The following is a 23,599-nucleotide window of genomic DNA, read 5'->3' on the forward strand; positions in this document are numbered from 1 at the left end:
CGCGATGCTAAACGTCGCGGCTTAATAACAATGAATCGTGATTAGTTCGCAGCAAGAATAATTGCGCCAAACTCTTCAGCCATTAATGAAGCTCCGCCAACAAGCGCGCCGTCAATGTCAGCTTGAGAGAACAATTCTTTTGCAGTCGCAGCTTTTACGCTACCGCCGTAAAGAATTTGAACTTTTTCTGCAACACTTGCGCTTTGTGCTGCTAACCAGCCACGGATATGAGCATGAACCGCTTGTGCTTGCTCAGAGGTTGCTGACTTACCAGTACCAATGGCCCATACCGGCTCGTAAGCAATCACTGCATTAGCTAGGGCATCAATACCACAAAGCTCAATTACAGCTTTTAATTGAGCTTCAACAACAGCTTCAGTTTTTCCGCTTTCATTCTCTTCAAGCGTTTCACCAATACAAAGAACAGGTACCAATTGGTTTTCCTGAATTGCTTTGAATTTTGCGGCGACGACTGCGTCAGTTTCGTTATGGTATTGGCGACGTTCGCTGTGGCCAACCAAGCTGTAAGTACAGCCGAATTCTTTTAACATGACGGGTGAATTTTCACCTGTAAATGCACCAGAAACGTTCACACTAGCATCTTGAGCGCCGTAAGCGATAGGAGCGTCACCGACTAAGGCTTCTACTTGACCTAAGAAAATCACTGGGGGGCAAATCGCTGTTTGTACATTGGTTGCAGCTTTTGCTGGCTCAATTAAACCATTCACTAACGCAGTAACTGAATCTTTCGTACCGTTTAGCTTCCAGTTACCCATTACAAGAGGTGTTCTCATCACGCTTTCTCCTTTAAGTAAATTGGCTCGATTATAGAGAATAAATTACAAAATCGTAGTGTTTACACGAAATTATCTGGTTAAAACTGAAAGTAGCTGATCTAAAACAAACGATTATGAAAAATGGTCACGAATTTTTTGCCACCAAATCCCCAATTTCTCGTGCCAAACCGCATCATAACGATAGATGAAGCGAGCATCCGGTAAAAATTCGTAAAGGCGTTGTTTTCCTTGGGCTTCTTTCCCTAAGTAATCCGTGGGAACAGGACTAATGTTGTTCGAGTATTGACGGAAGTACTGCAGTGCGCGTTGCATATGGGTTGCACTGGTAATCAGCGCTGTAGGTCGTTGACCAATATAACTAGCGATGACTGCGGCTTCTTGCTCTGTATCCATCGCTTTTGGAATGGTGATAATATTGGCTGGCGGAATATTAGCTGCTGTAGCAACCTTTTGCATTAATTCAGCATTACTATTGGGATCGCTTCCACCATAACCAGATACGATTAAGCGGCTCTGTGGATTCACAAGACTCAATTCGATGCCCTTAGTGATGCGGGCAAAAGATGAACGACTGAGTTGCTCAGTAGGGGACAACAAGGGGTCACTGATATGTCCGCCCCCCAAGACCACAACAAAGTCAAAACTATTGACCAGCTGACTCGGAGGCAGAACTTGTCGCTCGTTTGCGATTAACTGCTGATTAACCCACCAAGGATTACTGGTAAGCAATAATATGACTAAAGCAGGTAAAAGGGTGATCGCGGCGCGATAAGGCCGTTTAGTGAGGCAAAAGTAAAGTGATAACACCAAAAAAAATAGCGAAATGTTGAGAGGCATCAGTAACGAACCTAACCATTTTTTTACAATAAAACCTAAACTTAAATCCATATAGCTGGTTCTCTAGTTTGCGATGCAAGCATCTTAATCTATCCTTATTCATAGGTGTTTAAAATTATCAAAAATCTCGACTTAATCCAAATTAATGCGTTAAATCAAAATTTACTTGTTATTTTTTCCTCTACATAAAGACAGCTTTCTAAACTTAAGGTAATCTTCGCTCAATACAGGCAAGTAATTAGCAGTGAGGAAAGTATGTTTGAGCGTGTTTCCGCGGCCGCGGCAGATCCCATTTTAGGTTTAACTGAAGCTTTTAAAGCCGATCCCCGTCTTAACAAGATTAATCTAGGAGTCGGTATTTATAAAAACGAAGCTGGTGCAACTCCAGTTTTAAAGACCGTTAAAATTGCAGAGCAGAAGTTACTGGAAACGGAAAGTAGTAAGTCTTATCTTAGTATTGAAGGTAATCCTGCTTATGGCTTGGAAGTACAGAAACTGTTGTTTGGTGAAAATAGTGAAATCGTAAGCAGCCAACGCGCTTTTACGGCTCAGTCGCCAGGTGGTACCGGGGCTCTGCATAATGCCGCTGAATTCGCTTATAATCATTTAGGTGTACGTACTGTTTGGGTGAGTAACCCAACTTGGGCCAACCACGGCAATATTTTTAAAGCCTTAGGCCTTGAAGTAAAAGCTTACGATTACTACAACCCAGAGACCCAAGATCTCGACTTTGCAGCGATGTTAAGTTCTTTAGAGCAAGTTAGTGCGGGCGACTTAGTACTTTTCCACGGCTGTTGTCATAATCCTACTGGCATCGACCCAACAATTGAACAATGGCAGCAATTAGCCAACTTAGCAGCAAGCAAAAAGATATTGCCATTGTTTGATTTCGCTTACCAAGGGTTTTCTATAGGTGTGGAAGAAGACGCCGCTGGTTTGCGACTTTTTGCCGAACAAATTAAAGAGTTAATGGTTGCCAGTTCTTTTTCTAAAAACTTTGGCTTATATAATGAGCGGGTGGGTGCATTCACTTTGGTTGCTCAAAACAAAGAGCAGGGCGCCGCGGCATTTAGCCAAGTAAAAGCAGGTATTCGAGCGAACTACTCGAACCCACCATCTCACGGCGCTGCTGTGGTGACTACAATTTTGCAAAATCCAGAGCTAAAAGCGCAATGGCATAGCGAAGTCACAGAGATGCGTGAGCGGATTAAAGAAATGCGTGACTTGTTTGTTGCCACGTTAGCTGAAAAAGGCGCTGAGGGTGATTACAGCTTTATTCAGCGCCAGAATGGTATGTTCTCGTTCTCTGGTTTAAGTAAACAACAAGTGCAAATCTTAAAAGAGCAACATGCGGTATATATTGTTGGCTCGGGTCGGATCAGCGTCGCCGGGATGACCAAAGACAATATGCAAGCATTATGTGAAGCGATAGCAGCGGTTGTGTAGCAAGTAAACAATAAGGCTTAGCTTGCTAAGCCTTATCCTATCACGACATTGCGCCCCTTCTTTTTCGCTTCATACAAGGCATTATCTGCATCTTTTATCACTTCCTCTGCACTGGCGTGTAGATTAGATTTCTCTGCCACTCCAATACTTACCGTAATTTGTACCGTATTTTTAGGCTCGGGTTGTTCCCCTCGGCGTGATTTATCGCTGGTATTACGACTGTTATTATCACGAATAGCGAAAGGGGTTTGAGCAATGAGCTCGCGTATGTCATCTAAAAATATTTTGGCATGCTCGAGTTGCTTGCCCTTAAATAATACAGTGAACTCTTCTCCCCCATAACGAAACACTTGACCTCCACCTTCAATTTGGTCCAGCTTTGCTGCCACCATCGCCAAGACATCATCACCCACATCATGGCCATAGGTATCATTAAATTTTTTGAAATGGTCAATATCCACCATGGCTAGGCAATAGTTTTTAGACAATCCCGCTAAGCGCTCAAATAACATGCGTCGACCTAATAATCCGGTGAGCTCATCGCGATAAGCCAGTTCATGTGAAGCATTAAATCCGCTGAACAACATGATTAACATCGATGCTGTAAAAAAAATTGAAGAAATAGCTTCTCTGTCGAGAAAAATCAACGGAAAGGTACTGGCTAAGAAACTAAAAAACAGTCCAATCGAAATACTGGTTGGTTTATTGATGAAACGAATAAATGAGATAACCAAACAAAACATGATGAACCCGAGCGCATTTAGGCTAATCACGAGGCCTTCGAGCGGGCGGGGGCTAAACCATTGTTTAATCATACCTTGCATATCGAGGGCAAAAAAGTCGATGATGACTGGTATGCTTAGCATTTGTAATGCTAAGCAAATATACCAAACGAGAGCTCGCCGAGTTATCCAGCCGTTATCTTTGACTAATTGATTAAGAAACAAGTTGAAAGGAATGAATAAACCGAGCACAGTAAAGCAGGTCGAAGCAGTTGGCTCTGCGAGCGGTTGCTGTAAGTAGTTGACTATTAACCAATAACTAAAAGTGTTTACAAGTGCTACCACGAATAACTGCCGTCGATTAAACTGCAGCGCCAGCATTGTGATAATGGTAGCAAAGCCATAGGGTAACCAATAAATGAGTTCGCGAATATTGGTAGACAAGCTTGAATACCAAATTAGTGTCCCTGTCGCTATCATCAAAATGGCGAGGGACGGGAATACATTATGGCTTGTTAAGCGACTTTCCATAAATTTCAAGTAATTGAGTTTGGAATGATTTTATAGAATATTTAACTATTTTAAAATCGATATAGGCCAATAAGCAGGCTGGCCTCGAAGTTTTCTACAGTAACTGCATATTAGTCTTTGATATTATGCAGTTACTGTCCTAATTTTATTGTAACGAAAAAATACGGAGCGGCGCATGAGTGACTTTCTGTTCATTGATGATACTGAAGAACCAGAAAAAAAAGTTACCAAGGCATCTTGGAAGTTATTGGTTATTGATGATGAAGCTGAAATTCACTCAGTGACGCGCTTAGTGCTGTCTGGGGTTGAAATTGATGGTTATGAGTTAGAGTTTCTTTCTGCTTATAGTGCGGAGGAGGCGCGCCAAATATTTAATGAGCATGATGATATCGCGATTGCCTTAGTTGATGTGGTGATGGAAACCGAACATGCGGGCTTGGAATTAGTTCGCTGGATCCGCGAAACCAAGGGAAACCATGCCACGCGCTTGATTCTAAGGACCGGCCAGCCAGGGCAGGCTCCTGAAGAGTCGGTGATTAAAGATTACGATATCAATGATTATAAGAGCAAAACAGAGTTAACCGCCACCAAGTTAAAAACCATTACTTATTCAGCGATCCGTTCTTATCGAGATATTCTATTCATCGAACGTCATCGCTCTGGTTTGTTGAAGGTTATAGAGTCCACATCCTTAGTTTTAAAGAGTAAAACGCTTTACCACTTCGGTTCAGCGGTGTTAGAGCAGTTGGTCGAATTGTTCCAGTTAGAAACGTCGGCCATGTATATCACGACCTTAACTGAAGACGTATTACATCATCAGTCGTTTAATGTATTGGCTGCGACCGGTGATTTTGTGACGAATGAGCACAATGAATCTGATTTTGATCAGAGTAAGATCCCTGACAACGTAAAAGCATTGCTCAAACACGCGTTACAAGAGCGCAGGACCATCGTAAATGAAGACTGTTATGTTGGATTTTATTCAACCGATAATCGCAGTGTTAGTCTGCTTTATGTACAACATGAAAAACCGCTTGATGATATAGAAAAGGGCTTGTTAGAAGTATTTGCGACTAATATCGCATTAACTTTTGAAAACCTCACGATTAAAGAAGAGATCCAAGATACCCAAAAAGAACTTATTTTCATTATTGGTGACGCCATCGAACAACGTAGTAAAGAAACTGGGTCACACGTTAAACGGGTGTCGTTGATTTGCGAACTAATGGCCAAAAAATTAAATTTTGACCCTGAATTTGTTGAATTGTTTAAGTACGCGGCCCCATTACATGATTTGGGTAAGATTGCTATACCGGAGTCGATTCTGCATAAACCTGGTAAGCTAGATGCTCAGGAGTGGGAGGTGATGCAAACTCACGCTCAAGTTGGTCACGATTTGCTTGCCGATTCCAATAAGATTATTGCCCGTCTCGGAGCCGAAATATCTATTTGCCATCATGAAAAATGGGATGGTAGCGGATATCCTCGTCAATTAGCGGGGGAAGACATTCCTTTAGTGGGCCGAATCATGGCTATTACCGATGTATTTGATGCTTTGGGGTCGAAGCGCTCTTATAAAGAGCCCTGGTCGAACGCAGAAATCAAACAATTTATCATCGAACAAAAAGGAAAACACTTTGATCCAACCTTAGTTGATCTGTTAATCGAGAATTTTGACGAGTTCTTAGAAATTCGCAACAGCCATCCGGATTAACGATCGATAGCTAATAGGCCAAAGGCTAATATTTTCGTGTTATTTCATTGAATTTACTTAATAAAAAGCGCATTCTCTTCATTTAACTAGCTCTGTGCCTAAGCGCTCAGAGCTCAGCTATCTCGAATAGGCGCTACAGTGGCACTAAAACCCACCATCTATAAATTGCGGATCTCTCTCTCTGATTTAAACCGTAATTACTATGACACACTCAATTTAACCATTGCCCAACACCCTTCTGAAACGCTTGAAAGGATGATGGCTCGGGTAATGGCTTATTGCCACAGTGCAGAACAAGGTTTGGAGTTTACCAAGGGCTTAAGTGAAATCGAACAGCCCGACCTTTGGTCGAAGTCTCTCGATGGTCAGGTTCAACTATGGATTGATGTGGGGGAACCCAGTGCTGAACGTATTAAGAAGGCGACGCGTCTCGCGGAAACGGTAAAAGTGTATAGTTTTAACTCTAAATCAAATACTTGGTGGCAACAAATCCAAGGAAAACTGACTCGGTTGGATTTGCAAGTTTGGCAACTTGATTGGCAAGAGGTTTGTAAACTGGCATCTTATGTGGAGCGAACCATGGATCTATCTGTGACGATTACCGAACAATCCGCCTATGTCACGATTGGTAGTCATGAATTAGATATTAACTGGAAGCCGCTTCAGTTGCCGATTTCAGATTAAGTGAGGGTTAAATATTCAAGCTTAATTCCACCAGAATTATCAAGTATATGAATCGCTTAACCACAACATTTTTTATATTTTTTACCGCTGCCACAGTGGCAAGGGTCATTGCGTTTTGGGGTTTTATCAAAGGTAGCTGTTTGAGGTGTATCTAATAAAACTTTTAGCGCTTGGATATCTTCCTCGGTCTCAGGTGCTAAGACGATATTGGCAATCAGTTGTAGCTCTGATAACTGGGTTTCAAGCTCAAGCTTTCGAGCCTCAGTTTGTACCCTCAGCTGAAGAGGCTTTTCAGCCGAACCAGGTTTGATGTTTCGTTTTGTACTAAAACCAAAACTTTCATATTTAGGTCTTTTCTCGATTTTTCCCTTATAAAAAAACTTTGACATCACTCGAGTCCTCTTGCTAAAAATAATCCGGAGCATGCTTATACAGCAATTACGAGGCTAAAGAAACCTTCTCGTTGGGTAAAGTTTATAGCTTGTGGACCCGACTTAACTCATAAGGCAATGTAAATTTATCATTGGCATTTTTTACTCTAGCCAAGAGTGAAGTCTAAGGCGGCAAGCATAAGCTTTCTATAGAGAAGTCATTTGCATCAGGACGTTCAATGGATAAAAAAAACCACTACATAATAGAGTGGTGTCCATAAGGGAGGATTTGTTTTCAGCCATCGCTGAAAATATATCGTCACCAAGCAAACTGTAACGATGAAAGTAGTTTAAAAACGCGAGAGCTAATCAAATAATTGATAAGTTCTATTTGATTAAAGCAGAGCATTTCAATTTTATTAACTGTAAACATTAACAGTTGTGAAACCGAACTATTTGTACGCGATATTTATGTCTTTCTATTTAGTACAAAATTGACATGTCTTTCACTTATGGGGCAGTCTATCAAGCAAACTTTCCCTTGATTATGGTTGGGATAGATTGGTGAATAGTGTATATATGTAGCCAATGCCATTTATGTAGATTTAACAATGCCTAGACCCAAAATACCTCGCAATATATGCGGTACGGCAGCAGATAGCTGTTTTAAGCCAAATCGGATCCCAATGAGTGAACTGGAGAAGGTTCAGTTGGATAAAGACGAATTTGAAGCTTTACGTTTGGTTGATCAAATGAAAATGCAACAGCAAAAAGCGGCGATAGAAATGGGGGTTTCACGGCAAACTCTTGCTAACATTCTTAAGTCAGCTCGCTTTAAAGTGGTCGATTGCTTAAGTAATGGTAAAGCGTTAATGATGCATAGTGAAAATGATGAGAATATTGAGTGAAGCTAAAGCGGAGCATGTTTAAAACAAAAAAGGCGAGATAACAAGTTGTTGCTTCACTTAAAGGCTCCAATCCTATCGGGCATGGTTATCTACATGTCGTTTTATCGAAGAGCACCAGGGTGAAACCGATTGCAATCGTTATAGGGCTAAGTAAAATCTTGTTCGCTCGTTTAGAACAACTATAGGTATCGGCATGTCAGAAGTTATAATTAACAGTTTTTATTGTCATTTACGGGCAAAAACTAAGTATATAAATTGGATTATTCCTTTCTGCGTTTGTGTATGTGTTGTGTTTGCGGTTCATTACGTGTTAGTTCACCGTGAGTTAAAATTATTAGAAAGTTATGGTGATTCTGCTTTTGCAACAGCAATGGATATTGGAAACGAGGTCGATCACAGTATCCGCATCGCGAATAGTGTTAAAGATGACTTTTGCTCTAGTAGCGATATCCGTTTTTTGACAGAAGTGATGTTTGCGTATGAGTATATAGTCGATGTTGGTCGAGTTGATAATGGCCATGTGGCTTGTACCGTTAAGCTTGGTTCCTTAACCCCCCCAGTAGAGCTTGGCACCTACACTATTAAACACAAGGAAAAGCTGATTCAACGGGATAATGGTCTGTCTGCAAAAGAAGCGAGTAATATAAGAGTATTTTCCAAGGGAAGTGTGATTGTCAGCGTTAACGACATGTTTTTTCATAATGTTGACTTATCGTCTCTATCTTTACATGGCATGGGGGGGATCTTATACAACAAACAAACTAAGCAAGTGGTTCAAAAGTTTGGAGAAGTTTCCGAGATAGATGTTTCTAGTCTATTAGGAAAGCAAAACTTTAATTGGTTGCCGTTACCGAATAACTTCTTGGAGCATCGAGAATGTAACGATGACTATAATATTTGCTTAGTGGTGTTTCAAATCAAGCCCGGCATTTATCAATTGGATCTATTTTTGATAGTCTTTCTTGGTCTGATTGGGTTCTCAATTGGTAAGTTATTTTTATGGAAATATAAAGATTACTACTACGGGCAGCAAGCATTTACCAGAGCCCTGAGTCATGCGATAAACAATAATCAAATCTATCCGGTTTATCAGCCAAAGGTTCATTTAAGCAACGGTAAAATGGCTGGGGTTGAGGCGTTAGCGCGATGGCACGATCCGCAATTAGGACAGATTTCGCCAGAAATCTTTATTGCTGCAGCAGAACAATCACTACTGATTAGTAAACTAACGCGTAAATTTATCGTGAAGGTTTTCGATGAGCTAAATACCCCCGAGTTTGTGAATGCTGGTTATACCGTGAGTATTAACATTGCAATTTCAACCTTGTTAGAAGAAGATTTTTTCGATTTTATTGAAAGTCAGCGGATTAAAACGCAACTGCCAACAGAAAATATTATTTTAGAAATCACGGAACGTTCTTCCGCTGACTTCAAGCAGATGTCTGCCTATGCCAAGCGATTTTCGAGAGCGGGTTATAAAATATCTTTAGATGACTTCGGTACGGGAATGTCCAACCTTACTTGGATAAATACCTTTGAACCGAATGAAATCAAAATAGACAAAGAGTTTACTCAGGCGATTGACTGCGACACTCTAAATAAATTAACTCTGGAAGGTATATTTGGCTTGTTAGAGAAGTTCAACGTGCACGTTGTTTTTGAAGGGATCGAAACACAAGTGCAATTGAACTATATATTGCAACGTTCACCTCAAGCGATCGGCCAAGGCTGGCTGTTTGCTAAGCCGCTAGAGCCATCGGCTCTATTTGATTATATTGAGCGAGATGGTTAATACCTCGATTGTTTGAAGGCTGCATGTTGCTTTTTATTCGAGGGTAATTGAGAGCCGTAGCTAACAGCTTCTTAGTATTTTTTCTACACCGAGTTGTATCGCAAACAGCATCGGCTTAAGCTCGAGTGGTAGGCTTACAATAAGCGGTGTCGAGATTCTAATAAGGAAGAACCAGCTTGCTTGATGCAGAAAGTAGCGGTTTTTCAGTTTTATCGAAAGCAATATATTTAGAATAAAAAGCCCAAGCTGGTGCCTGGGCTTTTAACTTGGTGAACTTAAGCTGGAAGTGAAGCGTGAGCTTTTCGTCTAAATCCCATCACGCCAAGCCCCATCAACAACATCGCCAGTGACGCTGGTTCTGATACTTGAGGCGTGTTGGCGATTTGGTCACCAAATGAATCTGCGATATAGACGTTGATGAACTCAAATGATTGGGCTGAAAAAGCCGACTGAGCGGTAAAGCTCGCACTGGCTAGTTCAAACACGCCAACCGGAACGTCTAGGTTATCAAACCATAGGCTGTATACACTTAGTGTATTACTGGCTGATAAGAACGCATCGGTTACCATTGCCCACTGAGTGTTTAAGACATTAAATCCGCTGTCTTGGTAGCTGGCCAAGGTCTCATCAAAGCGCAGACCAAAATCTAGTTCGGCGATATCTGCTGCCGAATTATCAACCATCATACGTACATCCACTAAGTCACCAGCGGCATATTGACTGGCATTTGTTTCCAGTGAGATAAACGCTGCATTGGCTTGTAATGTGAACAATGTTGCAAGTAGTGTGATTATATATTTCATCGGTAATTCCCTTAGTGAGTTGCACAACGAGCGCGAGTACAAAGATCCATTAAACCACGTAGGTCACGGCGATTAATCTGGCCATCATGATTGAAGTCGTAAGCTAAGTCGCTTATCGAAGCCGAGCGGATCGCTTGATAAAACGAAGATACATCTAATGAATCAATATCAAGATCTCCATCAAAGTCGCCAAGCAATTGCTGAGGTTTAAAGCTCAAAGCAACAATCACGGGGTCATGGTCTGATGCTCGGTAGGCGTCAGCGTACTTTGGCAAATCGCCGCTGTACTCGGATGAATATTCAAATAAGCTCGATTCAACGGCGTTAATGTTCCATTCAGCAGCATCCACTAGATGTGATATCAAACTAGGAGACGCCAATATGTAATCTAAGGTGCCGACTTCATCATTGTAAGAGTAGCCATAGGCGTTTGGATGGAATGTTTTTACCACATTGGTGTATCCATAGGATTTGGTGATAACAGCCCCTTCATCACCGTGTAGCGGGGTCTCTCCCAGATAAGTGCTACGAGCAGCCTTCACTTCGTAGTCGGTTGGTAAATGAGTCATATCGGTTAATACACTAATTGGATCTTCAGCCGCGTATGAGTTTAAATCGCCAATAATGAGCTTGTGTCCTGACACCGCCATTAAGCTTTCACCCAGTTGATAAGCAGCCGATACTCTTAGATTCTCACATGAGCCTTGACGGTTTGGATCTTGTCCTTGTTGTATTGCCACGTCTTCCCAGCAGGTTGAGCCCTTTGACTTGAAGTGATTGACTGCAACCGTCAGTGTTTGGTCGCTACCATTAATGCTAAAAGTTGGAGTGATCGCATCGCGCTGATAGTTATTACCATCTTCATCGCCTACAGCAGGCGCATGTTGTTCTGGCATTTGCAGTACCCGCATTTGCTTCAGAGTCACCTTCGCGGGTTTATAAATCACTTGATTGGTGATTGCATCGCTGCCGACTTGTTCAAGCTCACCGTCCCAAGCAATCTGGTATTGATCCGCTAGCGGTAATTCAGCATTTAACTGGCTAACCAGATCAACAATGGCTGAGTTAGCCCCAAAACCATTATTCTCTATCTCCATTAAACCGACAATATCTGCGTTCATCGCTTTAAGTGCAGCCACTATCTTATTAGCCTGCATTTCAAAATCTACCAGTGTCGTTGCGCCCCGGTTTTGTCCTTTAGGGTTAGCAGCTCCACCAAATGGTGAATTAAAGTAATTCAGCACATTAAAGGTTGCGACCTGTAGGTCCCCTTTGGTGAGTTCAGGCGTATTAGTACGGTCATTCTCTTCATGAATAAAGCTGTCAGTGTGAGCTTGGTTGGTCACATATAAGCGATATTCAGCATATGAATATCCCAGCACACCGTGCAGGCCGTCCACTAAGTCGCCAATTCGAATGTAGTCCTCGGTCGATCCGTTTTGATCAATGTCAGTAATACCAAACTCCGGATACCAAGGCACAACGCCATTGCTTGCTTTTTCAAAACTTTCGATAACGATTCGTTGGTCTTTATTATTAGCCAATTGCTGCTCTGCAGGGCTATCAATCACATCATCGTAAGTAACTGGCGTATTCAACTGATTGGGATGGAAGTTGACTCGTTGATGAGCGACTACCATATTGTTGCGGTAAGCACTGTAATCAAAGCCGTAAGTTCGAGTGACTCGCAGATCAGATGCTTTCTCTAACGATACGAGCATGCCTTCGTAGCGTTCTAAGGTCTCACGGAAACTCTCATCTGAACTCAGGGTTTGTAGCGACGTTGCTTCAATTGATTCTCCAGAAGAAACGCGTTCTACTTGAGATCCTAATAAAGTTGTCCAACCATAGTTTTCATTCACCTTACCAACCACCACCACTTTATCGCCAACATTCAGGCCGGCTAAATCTGCGTAGTCAACAAACAGACCGTCTGAGGTTAGTGGGTTGTTGTCACCTTGTTGGTCTTGGATAAAAAAACCTTGGTTAATGTCGTTACCAAGCGCTTTGTTTTGGATCGCAGTGATCACACCTTCAGTTTGATAATTTTCAGTTGATAGATAACCGGAATCAATTAATGGTGAAAACCAAGAGTCGCCTTGGATATCCATAATAGTCACTTCGCTTGCTTCTACAGCTGGGCTATTTCCATCAGCCAGCTGCCCTAAATCAGAACTATCGTTTTTGCGGCGAACTTCCCATTGCGCCAGATTAAACGCTGTACTAGGTGTGTAGTCGATACGCACTAGTGTTTGGTCTTTCCCAAAATTAATGTCACCCATAACACCAATAATGTCGACGATGGTATCGTTTAAAAATAGCGCGATAGGATCATCGCCATTAAAGTTAATAACATTAGCGTCTGACTGATCTGTCACTAGCTGAATATCGCTGTTTGCACTGGGGTGAGACAGTACAAATACAGAATGAGGCGCGATAGTCACATTATCGAGAGCTATTGATTGCCCCCAAGTATCTCGACCATTGGTTGCTTTTTTTAGACTATAACCGTTGAGGGTTATCGCATTCTCTGAATCATTGGCAATTTCAATCGCCTTGTTATACGAGCTACCTTCAATGTACTCCGACAAGAAGATTGTCGATTGCGCCTGCGGTGCCAGCAATGTGGCCACCGTAGCCGCAAGAATATTCATTTTCATAGTCAATCCATTTTCTATTGGTTAAAAACATGCACAAAAATTCAAGGAAACCGCGGCAGCTAAAAGCAAGTGCATTTTCCTTGGATAAATAGTGGTGAGGCCTAGCGTTAAGGATGTTTTGTTGCATTGATTAGGGATGTGACCAACGAAACTGAGAAATATCGCGCAGAAGGGCACAGCAATTAGATTTGCGTGATAATTCATTTCAAACTCCATTTTGAACGAATAACTAGGGCTTCTAAATTATGGAACGCATAAGATCTGCAACAAATTCAGGGCTTAGCGACGAGGATTAAAATAGAATGATTTTTTGACAGTTGTGTGTCAATCGGGTGAAGTTATTGTCAATACTAAGTTTGTATCGTGGATGCATCTAGATGCTGGCAGGCCAATATCTGATTGAAAGCGCAGTATCTCATCGTTTGTTAAATACGCTTAAAAATCTGTGGGAGCGAGAAAGAGTCTTTAATTTAAAAGCTCGCCACATAGCGAGCTTTTAAGGCTTATAGATGATTAGGTCTCAGTTGCCGTTATTGAGGGGGGGATGTTTCTGCCTTATTACATCGGGCACCACGGCTAAGCCATGTTGAGTCGCTGATGCGCCTCTGAAGGCTTATCGGCTACTGACTGAACGATGTCTTTCCAAATCTGCTGAAAATGACCGCGAAGACACTCGCTTTGCGTGGTTCATTGAATATAGGCGAATGAATGATCAGATGAAGATCCCGATATAACTTGGCAAGATTCCCAACAACCCGTAATTTTGCCATCCTCAAGTTGGAAATGTGCCAACACCTCCAGTAATGACTCTGAATTGTCTTGTTTGACAAGATGGACATAATGATGAGTTAGTACGTCAGATCCTTGTTCTGCAATGGCCTTAAACTCTATAGTCAGGCTTTTCGTTTCATTTTTCAGTTTTTTTAAATGTAAATAAAATTCTTCATAATTGAGTTGATGTCCATCCGCATATTGGCGGTAGGTCTTTGAAAAAAAACGCTCGACCGTCGACAGTTCTATAAGTTCTGAACTAAACAACGTTGTAAAAACATGGCGAACTAAATCTCGATTATTTGAATATTTCATGCTGGATCTCATTAGAGGGGAATTGAGTGCCTATGCTACCTGCGTATTTAGCGGTATTCTTTCTACATTAGGACAATTTATATAGAATATAGGCCAACATGAATCGCATGAAGATCTCCAATATTCAGCATATACACGATCACGAAACTGCTTGGCATCGCCACGCCATAGGCCAGTTATTCTGGGTGACTAAAGGTATACTTAGCGTGGATACTGTTGAATCCAGTTGGACTTTAGCACCCGGTTGTTTAGGTTGGATCCCCGCTGAGTGTCCACATCGGGCAAAGGTTATCGTTGGTTGTCAGGGAAAAATACTAAGATTGGATCCAGACGTCATTACGGCTGATAACACGATGGAAAAACTAGTAAAAACACCGTTGCTTATACATGCAATATTGCTTCGCTTAACCGCCACAGAGCATTTAGTCATGGAGGGGGCGATGCACCGTTTGTTGGGTGTTCTGTTTGATGAAATATCATCAGCGGAGCGAACTAACTTTGAGCTTCCAATGCCTCGTGATAAACGATTAACAAAGTTAGCCGCTTATTTATTGTCTACTCCCGATGCTCCTTTCTCAAAAGCAATGCTCGAAACAAAATTTGCCTTAAGTGGGCGTTCAATTTCTCGCTTGTTTATGCAACAAACTGGGATCACTTTTAAGCAATGGAGAGCATTAGCAAAATTACAGCATGCGCTTCGTTTACTTGAGAGTCCGTTATCGATTAGCGATATCGCCTTATCTTGTGGCTACAGTAGTACCAGTAGTTTCATATATGCATTCAAACAACATCTTGGTGAGACACCGAATAACTATAGGAAGGGCCAATTGAGTAGCAGGCTTAACCAATCATAAGGCAGTGCAGTGATGTAATTGAGAAGGCATTTAGTAAATTTAATGATTCTGGGTAGCAGCTGTATTGATGGACACTCGATATACAAAATAAAAAGCCCAAGCTGGTGCCTGGGCTTTTAACTTGGTGAACTTAAGCTGGAAGTGAAGCGTGAGCTTTTCGTCTAAATCCCATCACGCCAAGCCCCATCAACAACATCGCCAGTGACGCTGGTTCTGATACTTGAGGCGTGTTGGCGATTTGGTCACCAAATGAATCTGCGATATAGACGTTTATTAACTCAAATGATTCGGCTGAAAAAGCCGACTGAGCGGTAAAGCTCGCACTGGCTAGTTCAAACACGCCAACCGGAACGTCTAGGCTATCAAACCATAGGCTGTAAACACTTAGTGTATTACTGGCTGATAAGAACGCATCGGTTACCATTGCCCACTGAGTGTTTAAGACATTAAATCCGCTGTCTTGGTAGCTGGCCAAGGTCTCATCAAAGCGCAGACCAAAATCTAGTTCGGCAATATCTGCTGCCGAATTATCAACCATCATACGTACATCCACTAAGTCACCAGCGGCATATTGACTGGCATTTGTTTCCAGTGAGATAAACGCTGCATTGGCTTGTAATGTGAACAATGTTGCAAGCAGTGTGATTATATATTTCATCGGTAATTCCCTTAGTGAGTTGCACAACGAGCGCGAGTACAAAGATCCGTTAAACCACGTAGGTCACGGCGATTAATCTGGCCATCGTGATTGAAGTCGTAAGCTAAATCGCTTATCGAAGCCGAGCGGATCGCTTGATAAAACAAAGATACATCTAATGAATCAATATCAAAATCTCCATCAAAATCGCCAATCATTTGCTTACCCCATTTATTGAGGATCGCTCGATACTCTTTTGCGGTGACTGGTAACACGGTTCCGTGGCGTGGTCGCGACGGTAAAGTGTAATCCTTGGCTAAGCTCCAGTTACCACTGGATAGGTCGGTTGTTTCAAAGGGAATGTAACCACGGCCACCAAATTCATCGATAAACAAGTACCACTTCTGCTCGGTATTGGATTTAAATACTAAGGGACCTTCACCTTGGCTCATATCCCCTTTACCAATACACTCACTTTGGAAATCCCAATTATCGTTATTAAGAGTCGTTGATGTTTCCGAAAGAATGAACTTACCACAGGCCGACTCCGACGCTGAGCGCTCGTCTTTAGTAAACCGGTAATAAACATCATCATGTTTGATCAAGGTTGAATCGATAGTGGAGTAGCCTTCATCGACCCATACCTGAGCGTCACTAAAGTTCACAAAGTCACGGGTGAGGGCATACATCATTTTATTGTAGGTACCATTGGAATGGCTGGCGTCGTTATATATTTTAGAGGCCCAAAAAACCACGTACGCATTTCGCTCGGGATCCCAAAAGGCTTCTGGTGCCCAGGTATTACCAGCAGTGTCTGGTGAGACTTGCACCAGGCGTGCATCACTCCAGTTCACCAAATCGTTAGATTCCCAAACGAGTAGCGAACGAGACCCCCAAGTTTGAGAGCGTCCCCAATCCCAATTACCGTAGATTTTCAGATCGGTTGCAATCATGAAGAACTTATCGCCTTCGGGGGAGCGAATAATAAATGGATCGCGAGCTCCTTTTTCTCCTAATGTGGTGGATAGTACTGGCTGTTCGCTATTTAAAGTTTGCCAATCGAGCGGGTTGTTACCATTAGACAGGGCGAAATAAACCTGCTCTCCATCGGCTGTTCCTTCACCAGTAAAGTAGCTGAACATATACGCTTCGAAATCGTCTAATGTGGTGAGTGGCGGTACGGTCGCAATAAAGGTTTTGGTAGCCGACTCTTCGCCTTTAGTTATCGTAGCTGTTAATGTCACGGTTTGAACTAAACCGCAGAGCTTGTTACGCGGTTCGGCAACACAGACCGGAGCCCGTGTGACGAGACCATCGGGGGTAATCACATCGGTATTATCTGATGACCAAGAAATGCTGGTTTCATATTTACCCTGGGTTGCGAGAAATATATGTCCACGCACATCATCAACATTAACGATTGCTAACGCTTCGCTATCAGCTGCGACAGACTCGGCATCATCGAGCTGAATTTCAGCAAGCGCTTGTTCTGCGGTAGTGGCTATCACGCTGGCGCTTAGAGCCCCATTCCAAATTTGGAAGTCGTCAAAGCGACCATGTAAGAAGTTATCGCCGCTGTAAAGTGACCGACCGAGGAAATTGGCAAGGGTGGTCCCATCACCGATGTCGGCAGGTGTGATTGTGATATTGGTGTTGCGCGCAACTTCTACGCCGTCTAAGTACACAATCCCAATACTGCCTTTTAAGCTATAAGCTAAATGATGCCATTCGCCCCGACTCAAATTACTACCAGAAGTCCCGGTATTTTGCTCACAAGACCAATGACAAGTTGACAGGGTGGTTCGGTAATAGTTACCCGTAGTGAACAGATATCCGTTACCATTACTCCCCGAAGTATTTCCTAAACCATAAATGAAATAGGGAGATGGCTGGTCGTTTTCGATAAAGACCTTAGTCATCACCGTGATTTCATCGAGGCCCGCCATTAAGTTATCGGGCAGATCGATATAAGCATCTTTACCGTCTAGTTCTGCAACGTCGCCGTCTAAAGTAACCCCTCCTTCAACGGTTCCATGGTGGTTGTTACCGGAAGCATCGGTGATCACACTTGAGGTTGGTGCGTCATCGAAGGGATACCACAGCACCAGTTGCGGTACCGTTGCGGCTATTTCTTCCGGACTTAAGGCACCGTTCCAGATTTGGAAATCCGCAAAATCACCATAGAAGTAATTATCGGCACTATACAGCGAGCGTCCCAAGAAGTTATCTAAGGTGATACCGTCGCCAATGGTGCCAGGCATGAGAGTGATAGCATCGTTTCGAGCGACTTCAACCCCATTCAAATATAAAATGCCGAGGTTATTGTCTTGGGTATAAGCAATGTGTTGCCAAGAACCCCTTGGTAAATTAGCACTCGCAGTTGCGGTACTTTGTTCGCAACTCCAGTGACAGCTAGACAGCGTGGTACGGTAATGATTGCCGGTGGTGAACAAATAACCATCACCATATGCGCCAGAAATATTGCCTAATCCATAAATAAAATACGGAGAAGGCTGACTGTTCTCGATAAAAATTTCAGCGGTAATCGAAATCGCGTTTAAGCTTGTGAGTAAATTGTCTGGCAGGTCGATGTAACCGTCTATGCCATCAAAATGCGCGGCTCCGCCAGTGAGCGTGACGCCGCCAATAATGTCAGCATCATAGCCATGACCAGAGGCATCAGACAGAGTAGTTGAACCGGCAGGATCGTCAAACGGATACCACAATATTTGCTGAGCTGCATTGGCTGCATATGAAGCACTTAGCAGGGATACCGCTATACCGACTGACCGCACAATATTGCAGGGTCGCCATCGGCTAACATGTGGTAAGTTCAGTTGTATTTTCATCTCGTATATTCCTTATACTTATTATTTTATTTGTAGAGTTATCAATTACCAACATCAGGGTTTGAGTTGGTAATCTGAAAGACTAGACCAATTCAGAAAGTTTGACCTATTTTTATTTCGACTGGTGTATTAAATTAGAATAGACCTCCAAAAATTTAGCCTATTAAGGTAAATCAGTTGCTGATAACCGCTGTGATTTTTTAGTTAACGAAGGTCTCGAATAACGTTTGCTGGAAGTGAAAGCAAATGATAATGACAGTCTGAACTGCGCATATTGGTCGCCAGTGCTGCTGTTCATTTAGCAATTGCCCTTGAGTTACCCTCACAGCCTTAGTCTCAAGACTAAAAAGGGTGTTGACCTCAACTTAGCTTGAGGTTTTATCTTTATCCCAAATAACGACGAAGGGATAAAGAATGCAAAATAATTACGTAAAGGAACTTGCCAAGAGAAGTTTTCAAGAAGGGCCGGTAAAAGCGCCTTATAAGAAGCGTAAAGGTTTTAATCAGGGACCGAATATCTTTATCGGCGTATTCGCCTCGGTGATGTTAAGTGCAGTTGTTTACTTCATTTAATATAGAATCAAGTCGCTACGCCAGCCTAAGTCGGTCTGTTGTAGCCGCGACTAATTGCGCTAAACCTTGGTTTTTTCGGTTATGCTTTAAGTAAGGTACCAGTAGGGCATTCTATTCATGTAGTACAGGTAAAGGTTGTAGAGTAGGGAAGGCGAGAGTCTGCACCAAGAACATGAGAAGAGCATGGACATCCATGATAAAAACTACAGGGACAGTAACAGTGTTAGTGAAGTGAACACCACTGCCATTATTTAGTTCTCAGGCGTTAATCATGCTGATTGGCGGCTCGCGCAATGTGTTCGTTTAAATGGCGCATAAACCAGCTTAAGTCATACAGGCGAGTCCGATACACTTCGGCGGTGGCGCAAATGGCTTCTCACTTAACTGCGGACGTAACTCAAGGTTGAGATACATCTGAGTCAGTAAGGTGCCCTGATGCAAACTATGCCAGCGTTCTAAGACTTCATCCATTGACCAAGCTTCTGCTTGCGGCTGATTAACATGTAGCACGAGGTGGGTATGATTACTCATGACAGCATAAGCACAAACATCAATGGCGAACACCGACGCTAATTTGAGCAGATAATCTTCGACCCACTGGCGGCGGTGCTCATAGCTTTTACCGGTTTGTTGGTCTTCGCCACACAGAAACGCCCGTCGAACACAACGGGAAACACAATGATAGTAGGGTGTATCCGATAAGCTCACTTGCGAGCGTCTTGACCTAGGCATGATGATAACTCCCCAAATAAATAACTATTGATAGTTTAGAGTATAAAAACGTTTCGTTAGTTTGGGTGTCTTGTTTGCCGACCCCCGGACTGTGATGCAAATTCAATAACAGGTGTTAACCCTTTATTTCCATTCAATAACCACATAGAAAGTGATAGATTGTTGTTTGCGTAATCATGAAAGAATAAGGACATTCTGTATGAAGCTTGCGAACATCCTCTCTGCTGTCAACCAAGTCGAAAAATCTAAGTTTATCAATTTCATTGATCGCATCTGTAATGATGCTATAGAGCACGATAAAGAGCTTGCTCGTCGAGTCCGAAACCTAGATGGCCAGATAAAGAACGCCTCTAGTAGTGAAATCACGCAACTGTTCAAATTGGTACTCCCATATTACGAAAAGAGTGTCAAAGAGCAGCTGGCAATGCTTGGAGTTCAGGCATCTTTGTTAGTAAACATACTAAGTCGAGATGGCAATTGTATCGCTAGAATTTCCTGGATCGAGTCGCTGTACACAAAAGAGTGGAAGCTTATTAACCAACGTTCTAAAGAGTTGGCGGAAACCATGCAGAGAACAAGTGAGCAAGATGCCTTTGATGAATCGAAAAGATTGGATATTTATTTCTCATGTCTCAGCGAAGCTTACACAAACGATGAGAAAAACAATCGTGAAGCGAAAATTACTGATGACGAACGAGGGGTCCTAAATTTACTCGCACACAAGCTTGACATTACATCCGACGATAAATCTGCTCTAGAGCATTTAGTAAATGCTATTCCCCAGACTGGCGTACAAGATGCGTTAAACACATTGCGCGAAATTGGCTTACTGTTTATCAGCCGAAAGCGCCACATGGTCTATGTGCCAGATGAAATTGTGTCCATGCTTAACAACATGCTAGGTAAAGATCTTGCGGATAAGCATGTCCTGAGAATCTTGCGGACATTCAGCGATGCAGAACTGTCAAACATCCTTAAAAATCATGGAAAACGAATCCGTGGGGTAGAGCGCTTACAAAAAATAAGCACCGTAATGCATATGTGTTTACCGTGTGCTCAGCTTTTACAGAGCGACTTGTTTAGCACTGATGCCGCGCTTAATGAACGTAAGGAGCGCCTCAAACAACTCATCGTAGATCTCGATTTGACGGTCGATAAACTCGGCTCGACTATCGAAGAACGTACCAACCTCATCGTATCTGCTTTAAATAGTTCAACAGAAGCTGAGTTTAATTCGCTTAGCGCCACAGGATTTCGAGAGTTGTTTAATGGGTTACAAGCTCACTTTTCACCTTTATCTAAACGCCTGCGACAAGAGTTTGAGCTGGAAAATAACGACGAAATTGATGTCGACATGCTTAGAGCTTTAAGCATCACGCCACATGACATTTTGTACATGCTGACCAATGATGAAGTAAAAGATGTAAAAGACAGTATGGGCATAAGCAAGCGAGGTAACCCTCGTCTCGTCATTCTGGAAAGCTTTGCAGATGCGACAGATAAGTTGATAGACAACTATGACGTGCTAGCACGTAGAGATTTACAAGAGCTCAAAAAGCAAGGAATTGAGCTACCTGAAGCCGAAATTGGCGTTAAATTTGAGGAAGTTACCAAGGCCATCTTTGAGCAACTAGGTCTGGAAGTAGACGAAGATTTACGGCGTTCGATTAATACAGCCAAAGATAAAGCCGATATCCTTATTGCATTAAGTGACGATGACGTAATTGTAGGCGAAGCAAAAACATGCAAAAACGGTGATTTTGCCAAATACTCAACTACTTCTCGCCAGGTGAAAGCTTACGTAAACCGCTGTGAAAATACTGGTAAACGTGTAGCTCAAGTACTTATCATCGCTCCTTCATTTTCGGATGACTTTGTTGAGTCAGCCGAAATGGATACTGAAGTAAATATTTCCTTGCTCGAAGCTTCCGGTCTCAAGCAGATCTTAGATGCATACAAAGCGCGAAGAGCCCCCAAATTCTCTGCAAAATTGTTTACTAAAGGTGGATTACTGAAGTCTTCACTGATAGCTAAGAATATATAGATGCCAAAGGGTTTAAGTACAGTTACTTAAAGTGGAAAAACTTGCTCTAGGGAGTATTAGCATGCTGAGCTTAAAAACCCATAAGGATAAATAATGACAAGCGTCAGATTGATTAATGGTGGTTTTTATATTTACGATTTAACATAATATACATTATGCGCCTTAAGGGCGTAGGTTTGTAATCTGACACGATTTATGAGTCTAGACTGTGGTTATTCTCAGTTTTCAGCTAAATGATCCAAAGGCTTATGTTCTGCAGATTGGTGACGCTCTACTCGGGAGACATGAAGATATTGAGAAGTTGTTTCGATACTATCGTGGCCTGCATCGGCTTGCACATGCGCCAATGGTCGGCCTACTAAATTAATATCGTGGGAAATCCCCGTATGACGAATACTGTGTGGTGTAAGTTGGCGCATTTCTAAAGCATCTTGAGTAAAGCCATCTTTTTCGGCTATCTCTGCGGCGTGCTCGATCACGATATATATTTGTTCGCGCAACTGTCTTATCCCAAGGTTCGCATTGAGTAGTCCGCTTTGGCGACCTCTACCTGGCGCTCGGTGGCGAACAAATAAAGGTGTATCTTCGCTCGGCGCTGGTAATGGCGTTAAACCAAGAAATAAGCGATATCGTTTAAGCGCTGCAAGTAGTTGCTTAGAAACTGCGACGGTTCTTTTTTTGCCACCTTTGCTGCGAGGAATGAAAAAACCCCAGACTCCAGTTTTTTTATCTCGGCGAAATTGTCCCATGACGGGTGAAAATCCTGGTCGCGCTGCAGCTTCCGATATTCGCAAATAACAGCCGTAAATAAGGCTAACTAAAAACAATAAACGTTCATTCTCTGGTGGATTCATCTTGGCGAGTTGTTTTGCGCTACTCATGACATAAGACCACTGCAAGTCGCTGAAGGACTTAATATCTTCTTGATCTTCATGGCTAACAAGGTGTTGGCTACTGGAACGAAAACGGCCATTTTTCATCAGCATCATTGCTGGGTTTATTTCGCTGTATTCTTCGTTAATCAGATAACTATAAAATGACGATAATATCGCCAGTTTTGTTTTTAGTGCTTTGTCACTAATAGTATAGCTTTGTTCGACACCGTCCTTTTTTTTACCTAGAAACGGTCGCCATGCTGGATTTGGACGACGTAATTTTAGTTCTTTGTCGAGTACAAACTGCGCAACATTACGATAAGCCACCAGATACTTTGGCGGATTACAACAGTAATCGATGTATTTAGATAAGCTACGGCGCTTGATTTCTCCTACCGAGATTTGTTCAACGCTGTAAGCCCAATGCAAAAAAGTCGTGAGTTCACTACGGTAGGTTTTATAATTGTTTTCGCTAAAACGCTGCTCCAGCAACCACTCAACAGCAAATTCATAAACATAAGCCGCGTCATTCACCGCATTCATGGTGATGTTGGCTAAATAGAGGTTCACTTCAGCATTGCCATCTTCTAGATGATGAACTGAATCAAATAAAGGTAAGGCGGGTGGTAGATCTAGCATAAGCGGTCTCGAAGAAATTAATGATTTTACTTAAAAATCAATGAA

At 42.4% G+C, this 23,599-nt stretch carries 18 protein-coding genes and 1 pseudogene; 8 read left to right on the top strand and 11 right to left on the bottom strand.

Going from position 1 to position 23,599, the window contains the following annotated elements; genetic code table 11:
- Positions 1 to 41: 41 nt before the first annotated feature.
- Together tpiA and ACRRS1_RS11150 are read right to left on the bottom strand one after the other, a co-directional pair.
- Complete coding sequence (tpiA, locus tag ACRRS1_RS11145) at positions 42 to 794, bottom strand: triose-phosphate isomerase (RefSeq protein ID WP_432453124.1); 753 nt, start codon at positions 792 to 794, stop codon at positions 42 to 44.
- Positions 795 to 908: 114 nt separating this feature from the next.
- Positions 909 to 1,685, bottom strand: coding sequence for an ElyC/SanA/YdcF family protein (locus tag ACRRS1_RS11150; protein WP_432453123.1), 777 nt, complete (start codon positions 1,683 to 1,685; stop codon positions 909 to 911).
- 204 nt (positions 1,686 to 1,889) lie between these two features.
- Here ACRRS1_RS11150 and ACRRS1_RS11155 point away from each other — a divergent pair, with 204 nt between their 5' ends.
- The gene (locus ACRRS1_RS11155; RefSeq protein ID WP_432467827.1) at positions 1,890 to 3,080 is read left to right on the top strand and encodes an amino acid aminotransferase; all 1,191 of its coding nucleotides are present in this window, start codon (positions 1,890 to 1,892) and stop codon (positions 3,078 to 3,080) included.
- Between the two features lie 32 nt (positions 3,081 to 3,112).
- On the opposite strand, the gene ACRRS1_RS11160 is transcribed toward ACRRS1_RS11155, so the two are convergent.
- Positions 3,113 to 4,246, bottom strand: a complete 1,134-nt coding sequence (locus ACRRS1_RS11160) for a GGDEF domain-containing protein (RefSeq protein WP_432463184.1) — start codon at positions 4,244 to 4,246, stop codon at positions 3,113 to 3,115.
- A 262-nt stretch (positions 4,247 to 4,508) separates the two neighbouring features.
- On the opposite strand from ACRRS1_RS11160, the gene ACRRS1_RS11165 reads away from it, so the two are divergent.
- Both ACRRS1_RS11165 and ACRRS1_RS11170 read left to right on the top strand, forming a co-directional pair.
- Positions 4,509 to 6,047, top strand: a complete 1,539-nt coding sequence (locus tag ACRRS1_RS11165) for a DUF3369 domain-containing protein (RefSeq protein ID WP_432467826.1) — start codon at positions 4,509 to 4,511, stop codon at positions 6,045 to 6,047.
- Positions 6,048 to 6,185: 138 nt separating this feature from the next.
- Positions 6,186 to 6,731 carry a YaeQ family protein gene (locus tag ACRRS1_RS11170; protein ID WP_432453116.1) on the top strand — a complete coding sequence of 182 codons (546 nt, stop codon included), beginning with the start codon at positions 6,186 to 6,188 and terminating at the stop codon, positions 6,729 to 6,731.
- A gap of 56 nt (positions 6,732 to 6,787) precedes the next feature.
- Here the strand turns inward: ACRRS1_RS11170 and ACRRS1_RS11175 are convergent, their stop codons facing one another.
- The gene (locus tag ACRRS1_RS11175; RefSeq protein WP_432467825.1) at positions 6,788 to 7,120 is read right to left on the bottom strand and encodes a PBPRA1643 family SWIM/SEC-C metal-binding motif protein; all 333 of its coding nucleotides are present in this window, start codon (positions 7,118 to 7,120) and stop codon (positions 6,788 to 6,790) included.
- 593 nt (positions 7,121 to 7,713) lie between these two features.
- On the opposite strand from ACRRS1_RS11175, the gene ACRRS1_RS11180 reads away from it, so the two are divergent.
- Together ACRRS1_RS11180 and ACRRS1_RS11185 are read left to right on the top strand one after the other, a co-directional pair.
- On the top strand, positions 7,714 to 8,010 hold the full coding sequence (locus ACRRS1_RS11180; RefSeq protein ID WP_432453113.1) for a DUF134 domain-containing protein: 297 nt from the start codon (positions 7,714 to 7,716) through the stop codon (positions 8,008 to 8,010).
- A gap of 193 nt (positions 8,011 to 8,203) precedes the next feature.
- Positions 8,204 to 9,802, top strand: coding sequence for an EAL domain-containing protein (locus ACRRS1_RS11185; RefSeq protein ID WP_432467824.1), 1,599 nt, complete (start codon positions 8,204 to 8,206; stop codon positions 9,800 to 9,802).
- Between the two features lie 275 nt (positions 9,803 to 10,077).
- On the opposite strand, the gene ACRRS1_RS11190 is transcribed toward ACRRS1_RS11185, so the two are convergent.
- From ACRRS1_RS11190 to ACRRS1_RS11200, 3 genes are all read right to left on the bottom strand, one after another.
- Positions 10,078 to 10,605 (bottom strand): PEP-CTERM sorting domain-containing protein, encoded by a 528-nt coding sequence (locus ACRRS1_RS11190; protein WP_432467823.1) that lies wholly within the window; start codon positions 10,603 to 10,605, stop codon positions 10,078 to 10,080.
- A gap of 11 nt (positions 10,606 to 10,616) precedes the next feature.
- Positions 10,617 to 13,265: an ExeM/NucH family extracellular endonuclease gene (locus ACRRS1_RS11195; protein WP_432467822.1), complete on the bottom strand. Its 2,649-nt coding sequence runs from the start codon at positions 13,263 to 13,265 to the stop codon at positions 10,617 to 10,619.
- A 687-nt stretch (positions 13,266 to 13,952) separates the two neighbouring features.
- Positions 13,953 to 14,351, bottom strand: a complete 399-nt coding sequence (locus ACRRS1_RS11200) for a nuclear transport factor 2 family protein (protein WP_432467821.1) — start codon at positions 14,349 to 14,351, stop codon at positions 13,953 to 13,955.
- A 107-nt stretch (positions 14,352 to 14,458) separates the two neighbouring features.
- On the opposite strand from ACRRS1_RS11200, the gene ACRRS1_RS11205 reads away from it, so the two are divergent.
- Complete coding sequence (locus tag ACRRS1_RS11205; RefSeq protein WP_439036013.1) at positions 14,459 to 15,205, top strand: helix-turn-helix domain-containing protein; 747 nt, start codon at positions 14,459 to 14,461, stop codon at positions 15,203 to 15,205.
- A 130-nt stretch (positions 15,206 to 15,335) separates the two neighbouring features.
- Here the strand turns inward: ACRRS1_RS11205 and ACRRS1_RS11210 are convergent, their stop codons facing one another.
- On the bottom strand, positions 15,336 to 15,863 hold the full coding sequence (locus tag ACRRS1_RS11210) for a PEP-CTERM sorting domain-containing protein (protein ID WP_432467818.1): 528 nt from the start codon (positions 15,861 to 15,863) through the stop codon (positions 15,336 to 15,338).
- A gap of 11 nt (positions 15,864 to 15,874) precedes the next feature.
- The gene (locus ACRRS1_RS11215) at positions 15,875 to 18,691 is read right to left on the bottom strand and encodes a LamG-like jellyroll fold domain-containing protein (RefSeq protein WP_432467817.1); all 2,817 of its coding nucleotides are present in this window, start codon (positions 18,689 to 18,691) and stop codon (positions 15,875 to 15,877) included.
- A gap of 414 nt (positions 18,692 to 19,105) precedes the next feature.
- Here ACRRS1_RS11215 and ACRRS1_RS11220 point away from each other — a divergent pair, with 414 nt between their 5' ends.
- A complete protein-coding gene (locus ACRRS1_RS11220; protein ID WP_432453102.1) occupies positions 19,106 to 19,264 on the top strand; it encodes a hypothetical protein in 159 nt (52 codons plus the stop codon).
- Positions 19,265 to 19,532: 268 nt separating this feature from the next.
- On the opposite strand, the pseudogene ACRRS1_RS11225 reads toward ACRRS1_RS11220, so the two are convergent.
- Positions 19,533 to 19,996 (bottom strand): annotated as a pseudogene (locus ACRRS1_RS11225) (transposase); the annotation flags it as partial.
- Positions 19,997 to 20,195: 199 nt separating this feature from the next.
- Between ACRRS1_RS11225 and ACRRS1_RS11230 the strand changes: the two are divergent.
- Positions 20,196 to 22,040: a hypothetical protein gene (locus ACRRS1_RS11230; protein WP_432467816.1), complete on the top strand. Its 1,845-nt coding sequence runs from the start codon at positions 20,196 to 20,198 to the stop codon at positions 22,038 to 22,040.
- A 218-nt stretch (positions 22,041 to 22,258) separates the two neighbouring features.
- Here the strand turns inward: ACRRS1_RS11230 and ACRRS1_RS11235 are convergent, their stop codons facing one another.
- Positions 22,259 to 23,554 (bottom strand): tyrosine-type recombinase/integrase, encoded by a 1,296-nt coding sequence (locus ACRRS1_RS11235; RefSeq protein ID WP_432467815.1) that lies wholly within the window; start codon positions 23,552 to 23,554, stop codon positions 22,259 to 22,261.
- Positions 23,555 to 23,599 lie beyond the last annotated feature (45 nt).

Origin of the sequence: Agarivorans sp. Z349TD_8 (genome assembly GCF_050870825.2) — a bacterium.
GTDB lineage: Bacteria > Pseudomonadota > Gammaproteobacteria > Enterobacterales > Celerinatantimonadaceae > Agarivorans.